Below are 15,386 nucleotides of genomic sequence, written 5' to 3'. Positions count from 1 at the left end.
CTCCGACCAGGAACCGGAGCCCCGGCATGACCGTCTGCCTGCTCCTGCTGAGCGTCGTCGCCCTGACGGCCGCCGTACCGGCGCCGCGCGCGCTGACCCGTGCCGCCTGGCCCGAGCGGGACCCCGTGGTGGGGCTGTGGGTATGGCAGTGCCTGGTCGCCACCGTCCTGCTGTGCTGCCTGACCGCACTGGTCCTGGGCGCGGCGGCCGTCTTCCACACCGTCCGCGACCGCGTGTTCGCCCCCGCGCCGCCCGCCGTCACCGCCGCCTACGACCTCTCCACCGCGCCGGTGTGGGCGGTGGCGCTCACCATGCTGCTGGCCTGCGGGGCGGCGTGGACGACGGCGATGCTGGCCCGCGAACTCGTCGAGGCCCGCCGCAGCCGCGGCCAGGCCCGGGCGCACCTGCGCGAGCGCGCCCCCGAGCTGCCGGCCGGACTGCCCGCGGCACGCGGGCCGATGCTGGTACTGGAGGACGAGTACCCGGACGCATGGTGGATGCCGGGACACCCGCCGCAACTGGTCGTCACCACGGGAGCGCTGCACCGCCTCACCGACCTCCAGCTGGACGCCGTCCTCACGCACGAGCGCGGACACGCCCGCGCCCACCACGACTGGCTGCTGCACCTGTCGACCGCGCTCGCCACGGGCTTCCCGCGCGTGCCGCTCTTCGCCCACTTCTGCGACCAGACGCACCGCCTGGTCGAGCTGGCCGCCGACGACACGGCGTCCCGGCGCTGCGGACACCTCACCACGGCCCTCGCCCTGATCGAGCTGAACCAGCACCGGGGCGTCCTGTCCTGCGACTCCAGCCGCCGCCTCCTGGGCGAGCGCGTCGACCGCCTGCTGGAGCCGCCGCCGCGGCTGCTGCGCCGGCACCGGGCCCTGACGACGACGGTGGCCGCGCTGGTGCCGCTGCTGCCCCTGCTGATCACCTTCGCTCCGGGGCTGACGGCACTGTCCTGACCGTCCCCACGGGGTGGCAGATCTTGCTCCATCGAACACGAACACCCAGGTCAGCGGCCTGCTCTGGATGACCGCAGCTGGCGCAACACTCCAGCAACACGCCATTTCCTACCGCGTAGGTATGGTTCCAGCCATGCCACCCACCGACCGCCCCCGAGACCATGCCGGGCAGGGCGCCGCGAGCACCGTCGCCGCCCACCGCGCACGGCACCGGCTGCGTGCGGACCGGGCCCGGCAGCTCGCCGACCTGCTGCGCCGCCAGATCCTCACCGGTGCCTTCCAAGACGGCACGCTCCCCCACGAGTCCACCCTCGCCACCGACTACCGCGCCTCCCGCAACACCGTCCGCCAAGCCCTGGACCTGCTCCGGGCCGAGGGCCTGGTGGACCGGCTGCCCGGAGTCGGCACCGTCGTCGTCGCCCGGAAATACCCGCACGGGCTCGACCGTCTGATGGGCCTCGCGGAAACCCTCCGCGAACACGGCCGCGTCACCAACGAGGTCCGCACCATGGGCCCCGCCCCCGCTCCCGTCCCCGTGGCCGAACGCCTGGGCGTCCCGGCCGGCGCCGACGTCCTGTACATCGAACGCCTGCGCCGCCTGAACGGCCTCCCGCTCTCCCTCGACCTCACCTACATCCCGCTCGACATCGGCACCGCCCTGCTCGGCGCCGACCTGGAGAACACCGATGTCTTCCGCCTCCTGGAAGCCATCACCGGCCAGCCTCTCGGCCACGCCGAGATCACCCTGGAGGCGGTGAACGCGGACGCCCACTCCGCAGCCGTGCTCCAGGCCCCGCGCGGCGCCGCCGTACTCATGCTGGAGCGCCTCACGCACCTCGCCGACGGCCGACCCGTCGACCTGGAGTTCATCCGCTTCCGCGGCGACCGCATCACGATGAGCGGCCTGCTGCACCGGTCGTAACCGCCCCGCCTGCACATTCCCTGGAGACAGCCATGCCCTTGGCGCCCCAGCGGGCCGACGTGCCCGTGACCATCGACGAGTCGAAGTGCATCGACGGCTGCACCCTCTGCGTGGACATGTGCCCGCTGGACTCCCTCGCCATCGACGAGAGCAGCGGCAAGGCGTACATGCACGTCGACGAGTGCTGGTACTGCGGCCCCTGCGCGGCTCGCTGCCCCACCGGAGCCGTCACGGTCAACATGCCCTACCTGCTGCGGTGAGAGGTACACCCATCATGAGACGCACGACAGTCGCCCTGTCCGCCACCGCGCTCCTGCTGCCCCTGTCCGCCTGCGGCGGCAGCGCCGAGGCGGGCAGCGGCTCCACGGTCACCGTCACCGTCGGCTACCAGTCCAAGACCATCAACACCGTCACCGCCGGCACCCTGCTGCGCTCCCTCGGATACTTCGAGAAGCAGCTCAACTCCCTGCACGACGGCCACACCTACAAGGTGGACTGGCAGGACTACGCCACCGGCGCTCCGATCACCGCCCAGATGACCGCCGGGAAGATCGACATCGGCTCGATGGGTGACTTCCCGCTGTTGCTCAACGCGGCCCGGGGCAAGCAGCTCGACCGGCCGACCCACCTGGTCTCCGCCACCGGCTACAACCTGCGCGGCGGCCTCAACACCATCGTCACCGCAGCCGACTCCAGCCTCACATCGCTGAAGGACCTGAAGGGCAAGAAGGTCTCCACGAGCATCGGCTCGGCCGCCGACGGCACCCTCGTACGGGCCCTGCAGCGAGCCGGCATCGACCCGGACAAGGGAATCTCCAAGCTCAACCAGCAGCCCGCCGTGGGCGCTTCGGCGCTGTCGGCCGGCAGCGTGGACGCGCTGTCCCAGTTCGTCGCCTGGCCGGGCCTGCTCGCCTTCCAGGGCAAGGCCAAGGCCCTGTACGACGGAGCTCGGCTGAACCTGCCCACCTTCCACGGCGTCACCGCCCGCGAGGACTTCGCCCGGCAGCACCCGGCCGTCCTGGAAGCCTTCCTCAAGGCGCAGGCCCAGGCGACGGACTACCTCAACGGCCACCCCGTCACCGCGGCCGAGAAGGTCGCCGAGGCCACCGGGCTGCCCGCCGAGGTCGTGTACCTGTACAACGGCGCCCACGGCATCGCCACGTTCAGCCCGGCGCTCGCCCCGCGGCTCGTCTCCGCCCTGAAGCAGGACGTGTCCGTGCTGAAGTCCGCCAAGCTGACCGGCGACATCGACGTGGACTCCTTCGTCGACGACCAGTACGTGAAGAAGGCCCTCGGCACGTCGTACGCCAAGCGGCTCGCCACGTCGCCCCCGCCGGCCGCGAGCGAGGTGTGGCCCAGGGGCAGCGAGAAGACGCTCTCCTACAAGTCCCCGGAGCAACTGCTGGCCTACCTGGCCGCACACCAGGACGGCATCCGCGCCGCCTACGTGCCCGACTCCACCACCGGCACCCTCTGGTTCGCCGACAAGGCGGTCTGGGTGGCCGACGGCGACCGGCTGCTGCCCTTCGTCACCCCGGCCACCGCGAAGGACTACCTCTCCGCGCACGGCGGCGCGCGCACGGTGTCGTACCGCGAGGCTCTGGAGCGGGCCTCATGACCCGGCGGCCCCTGGCCCGGTATGCGCTGCGGGCGGTGTCCCTGGCCGCCGCCCTCGGCGTGTGGCAGTTGCTGACCAGCCTGAACGTCGACCTGTGGCTGCGGTTCTCGCAGTTCCCGACGGTCACCGACGTGGCCCGCGCCTTCGCCGACCGGCTCTCCGGCGACGACTACTGGACCGACCTCACCGACAGCCTCACCCGCATCCTGACCGGCTTCGCGCTGGCGGCCGTCCTCGGTGTGGCGACCGGCGTGCTCGTGGCCCGCTCCCGCCTGGCCGAGGACCTGCTCGGACCGGTGCTGGAGGTCGTCCGGCCGATCCCGGCGATCGCCCTCGTCCCGGTCGCGATCCTGCTGTTCCCCTCGAACGAGCAGGGCATCGTCTTCATCACCTGCACCGCCGCCTTCTTCCCCGTGCTGGTCTCCACTCGGCACGCGGTCCGCGCGCTGACCCCGGTCTGGGAGGAGGCGGTGCGCACGATGGGCGCGGGCCGGCTCCGGATCCTCGGCTCGGTCGTGCTGCCGGGAGCCCTGCCCGGCATCTTCGGCGGCCTGTCGGTGGGCATCGGCGTGTCGTGGATCTGCGTGATCTCCGCCGAGATGATCTCCGGCCAGTACGGGGTCGGCTACCGCACCTGGCAGGACTACACGGTGGTGAACTACCCCGGTGTCTTCGTCGGCATGGTCACGATCGGCGTGCTCGGCTGGATCACCTCCACGGCCGTGGAACTCCTCGGCCGCCGGCTGACCCGCTGGCTGCCCCGCACCTCGTACGTCCCCGGCGCGCGGACCCGCGCGCCCCGGGCGCTCGCCGCCCCAGCCCGCCCCGACGGCGAGCCCGAGCAGCAGGCCGAGTCCGAGCAACAGGGCCAGAACGACACCGAGGAGGCCCGTGATGAGCACCTCGTCTGAGACCGCCACCGCTCCCGCCGCACCGGTGACGGAAGGCGTGCGCGGCACCCGGCTGGCTTTCCGCTCCGCCGTCCTCGGCCGCCCGGACGCGCCGGTCCTGTCAGGCGTCGACCTGGACGTCGCCCCCGGCGAGATCCTCACCGTCGTCGGCCCCTCCGGCTGCGGCAAGTCCACGCTGTTGCGGACGCTCGCCGGGCTGCTGGCGCCGCTGGGCGGCACGGCCGAGGCGGACGGCAGCCCGCTGACCGGGCCGTCGGCCGACCGCGCGCTCGTCTTCCAGGAGGACGCGCTGCTGCCCTGGCGCAGCCTGCGCGGAAACGTCGAACTCCCCCTGGCCATCAGGGGCGTCCCGCGCGTGGAGCGGCGTTCCCGCGCCGCGTCGTGGCTCGCGCGGGTCGGGCTGAGCGAGCAGGCGGGGCAGTTGCCGCACCGGGTGTCCGGTGGGCAGCGCCAGCGGGCCCAGTTGGCCCGGGCCTTGGCGGACAGTCCGCGCGCGGTCCTCATGGACGAGCCTTTCGGCGCCCTCGACGCGCAGACCCGGTCCGGCATGCAGGACCTGCTGGTGGAGGTGTTGCGGGGCACGGGCGCGACCGTCGTGTTTGTCACGCACGACGTGGACGAGGCGCTCTTCCTCGGTGACCGTGTGGCCCTGCTCGGTTCGGGCCGGGTGTCCGCCGTACGCGAGGTGCCGCGTCCCCGGGACCGTGCGGCCTTCGACGATCCGGCCCGTGTGGCGCTGCGCCGCGCCGTCCTCAGCTCGCTCGGCTCCTGAAAGGCATCCCGGTGACCACCCTCGCGCCCGCCCCCCTGCAGATTCCCGCCGTCACCGATGCCGAGGAGCTGACCTGCGATGTCCTCGTCGTCGGCGGCGGCACCGCCGGCACCATGGCCGCCCTGACCGCCGCCGAGCGCGGTGCGAACGTCCTGCTGCTGGAAAAAGCCCACGTCCGGCACTCCGGCGCGCTCGCCATGGGCATGGACGGCGTCAACAACGCGGTCATCCCCGGCCGTGCCGAGCCCGACGACTACGTCGCCGAGATCACCCGCGCCAACGACGGCATCGTCGACCAGGCCACCGTCCGCCAGACCGCCACGCGCGGCTTCGCGATGGTGCAGCGGCTGGAGTCGTACGGGGTCAAGTTCGAGAAGGACGAGCACGGCGAGTACGCGGTCCGCCAGGTCCATCGCTCCGGCTCGTACGTACTGCCGATGCCAGAGGGCAAGGACGTCAAAAAGGTCCTGTACCGGCAGTTGCGGCGGCGCGAGATGCGGGAGCGGATCCGGATCGAGAACCGGGTGATGCCGGTCCGGGTCCTCACCGCCGGCGGGCGGGCCGTGGGTGCGGTCGGGTTCCACACCCGTACCGGCGCGTTCGTCACCATCCGCGCGGGCGCGGTGATCCTGGCGACCGGTGCCTGTGGCCGGCTCGGCCTGCCCGCCTCCGGTTACCTCTACGGCACCTACGAGAACCCCACCAACGCCGGTGACGGGTACGCCATGGCCTACCACGCGGGCGCCGAGCTGACCGGTATCGAGTGCTTCCAGATCAACCCGTTGATCAAGGACTACAACGGTCCGGCCTGCGCCTACGTCGCCAACCCGTTCGGCGGCTACCAGGTCAACCGGCACGGCGAGCGCTTCGTCGACTCCGACTACTGGTCGGGGCAGATGATGGCCGAGTTCGCCGCCGAGGTCGCCGGCGACCGGGGTCCGGTGTACCTCAAGCTCAGCCATCTGCCCGAGGAGTCGGTCTCCGCCCTGGAGTCGATCCTGCACTCCACCGAGCGGCCCACCCGCGGCACCTTCCACGCCGGCCGCGGGCACGACTACCGCACCCACGACGTCGAGATGCACATCTCCGAGATCGGCCTGTGCGGCGGCCACTCCGCCTCGGGTGTCCGCGTCGACGACCACGCGCGTACGACCGTGCCCCGCCTGTACGCCGCCGGCGACCTCGCCTGCGTCCCGCACAACTACATGATCGGCGCCTTCGTCTTCGGCGACCTCGCGGGTGCGGACGCCGCCCGGTACAGGGCGTACGACGGTGAGCTTCCCGCGGACCAGGTGCGCGAGGCCCACGAGTTGATCTACCGCCCGCTGCGCAACCCGGACGGCCCGCCGCAGCCCCAGGTCGAGTACAAGCTGCGCCGCTTCGTGAACGACTACGTGGCACCGCCGAAGTCCGGCGCGCGGCTCTCCCTCGCGCTGGAGGCGTTCGAGCGGATGCGCGCCGACATCGCCTCCATGGGTGCCCGCACCCCGCATGAGCTGATGCGCTGTGCCGAGGTCACCTTCATACGCGACTGCGCGGAGATGGCCGCCCGCGCTTCGCTGGCCCGCACCGAGTCCCGCTGGGGCCTCTACCATGATCGTCTCGATCATCCCGGGCGCGACGACGTCTCCTGGTTCCACCATCTCGATCTGCACAAGTCCCCCTCTGGTGCGATGGAGTTCACGGCCCGTCCCGTGGCTCCGTATCTGGTGCCGGTGGAGGAGTTCACGCCTGTCGGCGGTCCCTCCCGGCATCTGGGCGAGGTCCGTCCCGAGCACGTGGCCACGGCCGGGCCCCGCGAGGTGGCGCCGGTGGCCGTGCGGCCCGCGTCCGCGCGTGCCGCCGATGCCGGTTCCGTGGACCGGGCGGACGCGCGGGACGCCGCCTCTCCCCGGCTGCTGGAGCTGCTGGGCCTGGCCGAGGCGGAGCCCGAACTCGCGATGGTCGAGCCGTACTTGGCCGACCCGGATCCCGCTGTGCGCCGTATGGCCGTCGCGGTGCTCACGGAGACCGTGCCGCCCGGCACCGGCCAGGCCCTGGCCGGTGCGCTCGCCGACCCCGATGCCGAGGTCCGCGCGGCCGCCGCGGCCTCGTTGCGGGAGCTCGTGGAGACGCTGCCGCCCGAGCCGGCTCTGGGGGCCGCTCTCACCGGTGCGCTCGCCCAGGCCGACCCCGTGGTCCGGGCCGCTGCCCTCGATGTGCTGCGGGCCCTGCGGCTCGGCGAGGCGGCGGTGTTCGCGGCGGCACTGGACGACCCCGACATCGCCGTCCGGACCGAGGCCGTGCGGGCGCTCGTCTCGGTGGACGCGGTCCGGCCCCTGGCGGGCGCGGCGGACGATCCCTCCCGGGAGGTCCGGGTCACCGTGGCGAAGGCCCTGGCCACTATCGGCTCGGCCGCCCTCGCCCCGGCCGACCGGGACCTGCTCACCGCCGCCCTGGACCGGCTCACCGAGGACGGCGACCCACTGGTGCGGGGCGCCGCGCTCGGCGCGCTGGCCGCCACCGGCTGCCCGCCGCCGCTGGCCGCGCGGGCCGTGGCCGCCCTGTCGGATCCGGCCTGGCAGGTACGGTCCGGTGCCGCGACCGCGTTGTCGGCCGCGCCCGCCGGCCCGGCCGTCCCCGCCCTCGCCAAGGCCCTCGCCGATCCGAACGCCGACGTCCGTAAGTCGGCGGTCCTGGCCCTGAGCGGGCACCGGACCTCGGCGGAGGCCCGCGCGGCCCTCGCCGCGGCCACGGCCGACTCGGACGCGGACGTCCGGGCCTACGCGGCGCGGGGGCTGTGAGCCCCGCACCGCGCGAGGCCGCCGCGGGCTATATCCAGTCGTCGGGCTCCGGCTCGTCCGACGGCTCGGGCCAGTGGTCGTCCGGGCTGTCGTCGGGGGCCGGGGCTTCGCCGGATGCCTCGGCCGAGCCGTTCAGGGACGCCAGCACCTCCAGCACCCCTTCGCCGTACGTCACCAGCTTCTTCTCGCCGACGCCGCCCACCGTGCCCAGTTCCCGCACCGAACCGGGCCACCGGGTCACGATCTCCCGGAGGGTGGCGTCGTGGAAGATGACGTACGCCGGGACGCCCTGCTCCCGGGCCTGCTCGGCGCGCCAGGCCCGCAGGGCCTCGAAGGCGGGGAGCAGCGCGTCGGGCAGCTCGGCCGCGGCGGCCTTGGCCTTGCGGTCGCCCCCGGAGGCGCCGGCGGACCGGGACCGGGAGGCGGCCGGCTTCTTCGGTTCCTTGCGCAGCGGCACCTCGCGCTCCCGCCGCAGCACCGAGCCGCTCGCCTCGGTGAGGACCAGCGTGCCGTACTCCCCTTCGACCGCGAGGAGCCCTTGGGCCAGCAGCTGCCGGACGACGCCGCGCCACTCGCCTTCGGTGAGGTCCTGGCCGATACCGAAGACGGACAGCTGGTCGTGGTCGAACTGGATCACCTTGCCGGTGCGTTTGCCGAGCAGGATGTCGACGATCTGCATCGCACCGAACTTCTGTCCGCGTTCCCGCTGCAGCCGTACCACCGTGGACAGCACCTTCTGCGCGGCGATCGTGCCGTCCCAGGTCTCGGGCGGGGTGAGGCACGTGTCGCAGTTGCCGCAGCCGGCGGCGTCGGGGTCCTGGCCGAAGTAGGCGAGCAGCTGGCCGCGGCGGCACTGGGCGGTCTCGCACAGCGCGAGCATGGCGTCGAGGTGGGAGGCGGCCCGCCGGCGGAACGCCTCGTCGCCCTCGCCGGACTGGATCAGCTTGCGCTGCTGTATGACGTCGTTCAGGCCGTACGCCATCCAGGCCGTGGACGGCAGCCCGTCGCGGCCCGCCCGGCCGGTCTCCTGGTAGTAGCCCTCGATCGACTTGGGGAGGTCCAGGTGGGCGACGAAGCGTACGTCCGGCTTGTCGATGCCCATGCCGAACGCGATGGTCGCCACCACGACCAGGCCGTCCTCGCGCAGGAACCGGGACTGGTGTGCCGCGCGCGTGGCCGCGTCCAGGCCCGCGTGGTACGGCACCGCCTGGATGCCGTTGGCGGTCAGGAACTCCGCCGTACGCTCCACCGAGTTCCGCGAGAGGCAGTACACGATGCCGGCGTCGCCCGCGTGCTCCTCGCGGAGGAAGGTGAGCAGCTGCTTCCGGGGGTCGGCCTTGGGCACGATCCGGTACTGGATGTTGGGGCGGTCGAAGCTGGCGACGAAGTGCCGGGCCGTCGGCAGGTTCAGCCGCTGGGTGATCTCCTGGTGGGTGGCGTGGGTGGCCGTGGCGGTGAGGGCGATCCGCGGGACGTCCGGCCAGCGCTCGCCGAGCAGGGACAGGGAGAGGTAGTCGGGGCGGAAGTCGTGGCCCCACTGGGACACGCAGTGCGCCTCGTCGATCGCGAAGACGGAGATCTTGCCGCGGGAGAGCAGGTCGAGCGTGGCGTCCAGGCGCAGCCGCTCCGGTGCGAGGTACAGCAGGTCCAGCTCGCCGGCCAGGAACTCGGCCTCGACCACGCGCCGCTCGTCGAAGTCCTGCGTGGAGTTCATGAACCCGGCACGGACGCCGAGGGCCCGCAGGGCGTCCACCTGGTCCTGCATGAGGGCGATCAGGGGCGAGACCACGACGCCGGTGCCGGGCCGGACCAGGGCCGGGATCTGGTAGCAGAGCGACTTTCCGCCGCCGGTCGGCATGAGGACGACGGCGTCGCCGCCCGCCACCACATGCTCGATGATCGCCTGCTGTTCGCCCCGGAAGGCGTCGTATCCGAAGACCCGGTGCAGCGTGGCCAGCGCCTCGCTGTCGGCCGTGCCCGGCCCTTCGGTCACCTGTGGCATCTCGCTGATCCCGCCTGTCACGCCCATTGTCCTGTCCCCCGCCGGTCCCCCGTGTGTCGTCTCTCGACCGCTGCCTCCACGATAGGGGCCCGGACCGACAGCCCGGAGTTATCCACAGGTTTCTCACTCACATCAAGCCGCGCCGCGACCGTCAGCAGTGATTCCGTGTACATGCCGCTGCCCGGCACCCCGCTCGGGGTGCCGGGCAGCGGCATGTACACGGTGAACGTCAGCGCACGAACACTCCCGCCTGGTTCGCCAGGTCCAGGAAGTACTGCGGTGCCACGCCGAGGACCAGCGTCACCGCCACGCCCAGGCCGATCGCGACCATGGTCAGCGGTGAGGGGACGGCGACGGTCGGGCCTTCCGGCCTCGGCTCGCTGAAGAACATCAGCACGATCACCCGGATGTAGAAGAACGCGGCGATGGCCGAGGAGATCACACCGATCACGACCAGCGGTGCCGCGCCGCCGTTCGCCGCCGCCTTGAACACGGCGAACTTCCCGGCGAAGCCGGAGGTCAGCGGGATACCGGCGAAGGCCAGCAGGAACACCGCGAACACGGCCGCCACCAGCGGCGAGCGCCGGCCCAGGCCCGCCCACTTGGACAGGTGGGTGGCCTCGCCGCCCGCGTCGCGGACCAGCGTGACCACGGCGAAGGCGCCGATCGTGACGAAGGAGTAGCCCGCCAGATAGAAGAGAACGGACGACACGCCGTCCTTCGACGTGGCGATGACACCCGCGAGGATGAAGCCGGCGTGCGCGATGGACGAGTACGCCAGCAGCCGCTTGATGTCGGTCTGGGTGATGGCGACGATCGCACCGCCCAGCATGGTGATGATGGCCACGGCCCACATGACCGGCCGCCAGTCCCAGCGCAGGCCGGGCAGGACGACGTAGAGCAGGCGCAGCAGCGCGCCGAACGCGGCCACCTTGGTCGCCGCCGCCATGAAGCCGGTCACCGGGGTGGGCGCACCCTGGTAGACGTCGGGCGTCCACATGTGGAAGGGCACCGCGCCGACCTTGAACAGCAGGCCCATCACGACCATGGCGCCGCCGATCAGCAGCAGCGCGTCGTTGCCCATGGTGTTGGCGAGCGCCGGGTCGACGTCGGTGGCCGTGCCGTCGACGACCTGGGCGATGCGGGCGTACGACACCGAGCCCGCGTAGCCGTACAGCAGCGCGATGCCGAACAGGGTGAACGCGGAGGCGAACGCTCCGAGCAGGAAGTACTTGACCGCGGCCTCCTGCGACATCAGGCGCTTGCGGCGGGCCACCGCGCACAGCAGGTACAGCGGGAGGGAGAAGACCTCCAGGGCGACGAACAGGGTCAGCAGGTCGTTCGCCGCGGGGAAGACCAGCATGCCGCCGATGGCGAAGAGGAGCAGCGGGAAGACCTCGGTGGTGGTGAAGCCGGCCTTCACGGCCGCCTTCTCGCTGTCGCTGCCGGGGACGGAGGCGGCCTGCGCGGCGAAGGAGTCGACCCGGTTGCCGTGCGCCGCCGGGTCCAGGCGCCGCTCGGCGAAGGTGAACAGGCCCACTAGGCCGGCCAGCACGATGGTGCCCTGCAGGAAGAGGGCCGGCCCGTCGACCGCTAGCGCGCCCATGGCCGCGATGTGCGCCTTGGTGGTGCCGTACCCGTCGGACGCCAGCGCGACGACCGCGGCGAACGCGGCGCACAGGGCCACGACGGACACGAAGACCTGAGCGTAGTAGCGGGACCTGCGCGGCACGAATGCCTCGATGAGCACTCCGACCAGTGCCGCGCCGATGACGATCAGGGTGGGCGACAATTGTGCGTATTCGATCTTCGGCGCGTCGATCTTGGAGATCGGGTCGGCCGCGGTTGTCCACAGGCTGTGGACGGCTGGTGCGCTCACTTGGCCGCCTCCACTGCGGGCTTGGGGTCCTTCTTGTGTACGTCGGACATGGTCTGCTTGACCGCCGGGTTGACGATATCCGTGACGGGCTTCGGGTAGACGCCCAGGAAGATCAGCAGCACGATCAGCGGCGCGACGACGACCAGCTCGCGCGCGCGCAGGTCGGGCATCGCCGAGACTGCCGGTTTCACCGGGCCCGTCATCGTCCGCTGGTACAGCACGAGGGTGTACAGCGCGGCGAGGACGATGCCGAAGGTGGCGATGATGCCGATGACCGGATAGCGCGTGAACGTGCCGACCAGGACCAGGAACTCGCTGACGAACGGCGCCAGTCCGGGAAGCGACAGGGTGGCCAGGCCGCCGATCAGGAAGGTGCCGGCGAGCACCGGGGCGACCTTCTGCACGCCCCCGTAGTCGGCGATGAGCCGGGAGCCGCGCCGGGAGATGAGGAAGCCGGCGACCAGCATCAGCGCGGCGGTGGAGATGCCGTGGTTGACCATGTAGAGCGTGGCGCCGGACTGTCCCTGGCTGGTCATCGCGAAGACGCCCATGACGATGAAGCCGAAGTGGGAGATCGACGCGTACGCCACCAGGCGCTTGATGTCCCGCTGGCCGACGGCGAGCAGGGCTCCGTAGACGATGCTGATGAGCGCCAGGACGAGGATCACGGGCGTCGCCCACTTGCTGGCCTCCGGGAACAGCTGGAGGCAGAAGCGGAGCATCGCGAAGGTGCCCACCTTGTCGACGACCGCGGTGATGAGCACCGCGACCGGGGCGGTGGCCTCCTGCATGGCGTTGGGCAGCCAGGTGTGCAGCGGCCACAGCGGCGCCTTCACCGCGAAGGCGAAGAAGAAGCCGAGGAACAGCCAGCGTTCGGTGCTGGTCGCCATGTGCAGCGAGCCGGCGGCGCGGGCCTCGGCGATCTCGGTGAGCGAGAAGTTCCCGGCGACCACGTAGAGGCCGATCACCGCGGCCAGCATGATGAGGCCGCCGACCAGGTTGTAGAGCAGGAACTTCACCGCGGCGTACGACCGCTGGGTGGCGGCCGTCTCCTCGCCGTGCTCGTGCGCGTGGTCCCCGAAGCCGCCGATGAGGAAGTACATCGGGATGAGCATGGCTTCGAAGAAGATGTAGAAGACGAAGACGTCGGTGGCCTCGAACGAGATGACCACCATCGCCTCGACCGCCAGGATCAGCGCGAAGAAGCCCTGGGTGGGCCGCCAGCGGCGGCTGCCGGTCTCCAGCGGGTCGGCGTCGTGCCAGCCCGCGAGGATGATGAACGGGATCAGTACGGCGGTCAGCGCGATCAGTGCGACCGCGATGCCGTCGACGCCCAGCTCGTACCTGACGCCGAAGTCCTTGATCCAGGCGTGGGACTCGGTGAGCTGGTAGCGGGCGCCGCCCGGGTCGAAGCGGACCAGGACGGTGACGGCCAGGGCGAGCGTGGCGAGCGAGACGACCAGCGCCAGCCATTTCGCGGCGGTGCGCCGGGCGGCCGGTACGGCGGCCGTGGCGACGGCCCCGAGGGCCGGGAGCGCCGCCGTCGCTGTCAGCAGAGGAAAGGACATCGGTATCAGACCGCCCTCATCAGCAGGGTCGCGGCGACCAGGAGTGCCGCACCGCCGAACATCGAGACCGCGTAGGAGCGGGCGAAGCCGTTCTGGAGCCGGCGCAGCCGTCCGGACAGGCCGCCGAAGCCGGCCGCCGTGCCGTTGACGACACCGTCGACCAGGGTGTGGTCGACGTACACCAGGGAGCGCGTCAGGTGCTCGCCGCCGCGCACCAGGACCACGTGGTTGAAGTCGTCCTGGAGCAGGTCGCGGCGGGCCGCGCGGGTGAGCAGCGAGCCGCGCGGGGCGACCGCCGGGACGGGCTTGCGGCCGTACTGGGCCCAGGCGATGGCGACGCCGACGACCAGGCACACCATGGTGGCGCCGGTGACGGTGGCCGCGCTGAGCGGCGAGTCGCCCTCGCTGTGGCCCGTGACGGGCTCCAGCCAGTGCAGGAAGCGGTCACCGATGCTGAAGAAGGCACCGCCGAAGGCCGAGCCGACGGCCAGCACGATCATCGGGATCGTCATGACCTTCGGGGACTCGTGCGGGTGCGGCTCGGCGTGCTCGCCGCGGGTGTCGGCGGCGGGCTCCACGCTGGGTTCGGCCGGGGACGGGGTGGGGGCGTTGCGCCACCGTTCCTCCCCGAAGAACGTCATCAGCATCACGCGCGTCATGTAGAAGGCGGTGATGGCCGCGCCGAGCAGGGCCGCGCCGCCGAGGATCCAGCCCTCGGTGCCGCCCTTGGCGAAGGCCGCCTCGATGATCTTGTCCTTGGAGAAGAAGCCGGACAGGCCCGGGAAGCCGATGATGGCGAGGTAGCCGAGGCCGAAGGTGATGAAGGTGACAGGCATGTACTTGCGCAGGCCGCCGTAGCGGCGCATGTCGACCTCGTCGTTCATGCCGTGCATCACGGAGCCGGCACCGAGGAACAGGCCGGCCTTGAAGAAGCCGTGCGTCACCAGGTGCATGATCGCGAAGACGTAGCCGATGGGGCCGAGGCCGGCGGCGAGGACCATGTAGCCGATCTGCGACATGGTGGAGCCGGCCAGCGCCTTCTTGATGTCGTCCTTGGCGCAACCGACGATCGCACCGAACAGGAGGGTGACCGCGCCGACCACGGTGACGGCCAGCTGGGCGTCGGGGGCGGCGTTGAAGATGGCGCCGGAGCGGACGATCAGGTAGACACCCGCGGTCACCATCGTCGCCGCGTGGATGAGGGCGGAGACCGGGGTCGGGCCCTCCATGGCGTCCCCGAGCCAGGACTGCAGCGGCACCTGGGCGGACTTGCCGCAGGCGGCCAGCAGCAGCATCAGGCCGATCGCGGTGAGCCTGCCCTCGGAGGTGTCACCGGTGTGACCGAGGACCGGGCCGAAGGCGAAGCTGCCGAAGGTGGTGAACATCAGCATGATCGCGATGGACAGGCCCATGTCGCCGACCCGGTTGACCAGGAAGGCCTTCTTCGCGGCCGTGGCGGCGCTGGGCTTGTGCTGCCAGAAGCCGATCAGCAGGTACGAGGCGAGGCCGACGCCCTCCCAGCCGACGTACAGCAGCAGGTAGTTGTCGGCGAGGACGAGCAGCAGCATCGCCGCGAGGAACAGGTTCAGGTAGCCGAAGAAGCGGCGGCGCCGCTCGTCGTGCTCCATGTACCCGACCGAGTACAGGTGGATCAGCGAGCCGACGCCCGTGATGAGCAGGACGAACGTCATGGACAGCTGGTCGAGGCGGAAGGTGACGTCCGCCTGGAAGCCGGCCACCGGGACCCAGCTGTACAGGTGCTGCGTCAGGGTGCGGTGCTCCGCGCCCTTGCCGAGGAGGTCGGCGAAGAGGATGAGGCCGAACACGAAGGAGGCGGCCGACAGGAGCGTGCCGATCCAGTGGCCGACGCGGTCCAGGCGCCGGCCGCCGGTGAGCAGGACGGCCGCTCCGAGCAGGGGCGCCGCGATGAGCAGCGCGATCAGGTTCTCCACGATTCTTCCGACCC

11 protein-coding genes are annotated in these 15,386 nt (G+C 71.7%); 7 read left to right on the top strand and 4 right to left on the bottom strand.

Annotation, left to right across the window (positions count from 1 at the left end; all coding sequences use genetic code 11):
- Positions 1-26: 26 nt before the first annotated feature.
- The 7 genes from IG05_RS0130270 to IG05_RS0130240 all read left to right on the top strand — a co-directional run bounded on the left by IG05_RS0130270 (position 27) and on the right by IG05_RS0130240 (position 7,971).
- Positions 27-965: a M56 family metallopeptidase gene (locus IG05_RS0130270; RefSeq protein ID WP_030347219.1), complete on the top strand. Its 939-nt coding sequence runs from the start codon at positions 27-29 to the stop codon at positions 963-965.
- 133 nt (positions 966-1,098) lie between these two features.
- Positions 1,099-1,887 (top strand): GntR family transcriptional regulator, encoded by a 789-nt coding sequence (locus IG05_RS0130265; RefSeq protein ID WP_030347218.1) that lies wholly within the window; start codon positions 1,099-1,101, stop codon positions 1,885-1,887.
- A 32-nt stretch (positions 1,888-1,919) separates the two neighbouring features.
- Positions 1,920-2,147: a 4Fe-4S dicluster domain-containing protein gene (locus IG05_RS0130260; RefSeq protein WP_030347217.1), complete on the top strand. Its 228-nt coding sequence runs from the start codon at positions 1,920-1,922 to the stop codon at positions 2,145-2,147.
- Between the two features lie 14 nt (positions 2,148-2,161).
- A complete protein-coding gene (locus tag IG05_RS0130255) occupies positions 2,162-3,505 on the top strand; it encodes an ABC transporter substrate-binding protein (RefSeq protein ID WP_030347216.1) in 1,344 nt (447 codons plus the stop codon).
- Positions 3,502-4,416: an ABC transporter permease gene (locus IG05_RS0130250; RefSeq protein ID WP_051790398.1), complete on the top strand. Its 915-nt coding sequence runs from the start codon at positions 3,502-3,504 to the stop codon at positions 4,414-4,416. Before IG05_RS0130255 ends, IG05_RS0130250 begins: the two co-directional genes overlap by 4 nt.
- Entirely contained in the window at positions 4,400-5,188 is a 789-nt protein-coding gene (locus IG05_RS0130245) for an ABC transporter ATP-binding protein (RefSeq protein ID WP_030347214.1), read from the top strand. Before IG05_RS0130250 ends, IG05_RS0130245 begins: the two co-directional genes overlap by 17 nt.
- 11 nt (positions 5,189-5,199) lie before the next feature.
- Positions 5,200-7,971 (top strand): fumarate reductase/succinate dehydrogenase flavoprotein subunit, encoded by a 2,772-nt coding sequence (locus IG05_RS0130240; RefSeq protein WP_030347213.1) that lies wholly within the window; start codon positions 5,200-5,202, stop codon positions 7,969-7,971.
- Positions 7,972-7,999: 28 nt separating this feature from the next.
- On the opposite strand, the gene recQ is transcribed toward IG05_RS0130240, so the two are convergent.
- From recQ to nuoL, 4 genes are all read right to left on the bottom strand, one after another.
- Positions 8,000-10,000 carry a DNA helicase RecQ gene (recQ, locus tag IG05_RS0130235; protein WP_030347212.1) on the bottom strand — a complete coding sequence of 667 codons (2,001 nt, stop codon included), beginning with the start codon at positions 9,998-10,000 and terminating at the stop codon, positions 8,000-8,002.
- 202 nt (positions 10,001-10,202) lie between these two features.
- Positions 10,203-11,852 carry an NADH-quinone oxidoreductase subunit NuoN gene (nuoN, locus tag IG05_RS0130230; protein ID WP_030347211.1) on the bottom strand — a complete coding sequence of 550 codons (1,650 nt, stop codon included), beginning with the start codon at positions 11,850-11,852 and terminating at the stop codon, positions 10,203-10,205.
- Positions 11,849-13,420 carry an NADH-quinone oxidoreductase subunit M gene (locus tag IG05_RS0130225; RefSeq protein WP_030347210.1) on the bottom strand — a complete coding sequence of 524 codons (1,572 nt, stop codon included), beginning with the start codon at positions 13,418-13,420 and terminating at the stop codon, positions 11,849-11,851. The genes nuoN and IG05_RS0130225 overlap by 4 nt, the downstream gene beginning before the upstream one ends.
- 5 nt (positions 13,421-13,425) lie before the next feature.
- Positions 13,426-15,372: an NADH-quinone oxidoreductase subunit L gene (nuoL, locus tag IG05_RS0130220; RefSeq protein WP_030347209.1), complete on the bottom strand. Its 1,947-nt coding sequence runs from the start codon at positions 15,370-15,372 to the stop codon at positions 13,426-13,428.
- Between the last annotated feature and the right edge of the window lie 14 nt (positions 15,373-15,386).

It is taken from the genome of Streptomyces sp. NRRL S-1022, assembly GCF_000720135.1.
Classification (GTDB): domain Bacteria; phylum Actinomycetota; class Actinomycetes; order Streptomycetales; family Streptomycetaceae; genus Streptomyces.
This window is presented reverse-complemented; position numbering and strand designations above follow the sequence as displayed.

Coding starts and splice junctions, on each gene's coding strand:
- IG05_RS0130225 (WP_030347210.1), bottom strand. CDS start 13,420: ATGTCCTTTCCTCTGCTGACAGCGACGGCGGCGCTCCCGGCCCTCGGG.
- IG05_RS0130265 (WP_030347218.1), top strand. CDS start 1,099: ATGCCACCCACCGACCGCCCCCGAGACCATGCCGGGCAGGGCGCCGCG.
- recQ (WP_030347212.1), bottom strand. CDS start 10,000: ATGGGCGTGACAGGCGGGATCAGCGAGATGCCACAGGTGACCGAAGGG.
- IG05_RS0130270 (WP_030347219.1), top strand. CDS start 27: ATGACCGTCTGCCTGCTCCTGCTGAGCGTCGTCGCCCTGACGGCCGCC.
- IG05_RS0130250 (WP_051790398.1), top strand. CDS start 3,502: ATGACCCGGCGGCCCCTGGCCCGGTATGCGCTGCGGGCGGTGTCCCTG.
- IG05_RS0130260 (WP_030347217.1), top strand. CDS start 1,920: ATGCCCTTGGCGCCCCAGCGGGCCGACGTGCCCGTGACCATCGACGAG.
- IG05_RS0130245 (WP_030347214.1), top strand. CDS start 4,400: ATGAGCACCTCGTCTGAGACCGCCACCGCTCCCGCCGCACCGGTGACG.
- IG05_RS0130255 (WP_030347216.1), top strand. CDS start 2,162: ATGAGACGCACGACAGTCGCCCTGTCCGCCACCGCGCTCCTGCTGCCC.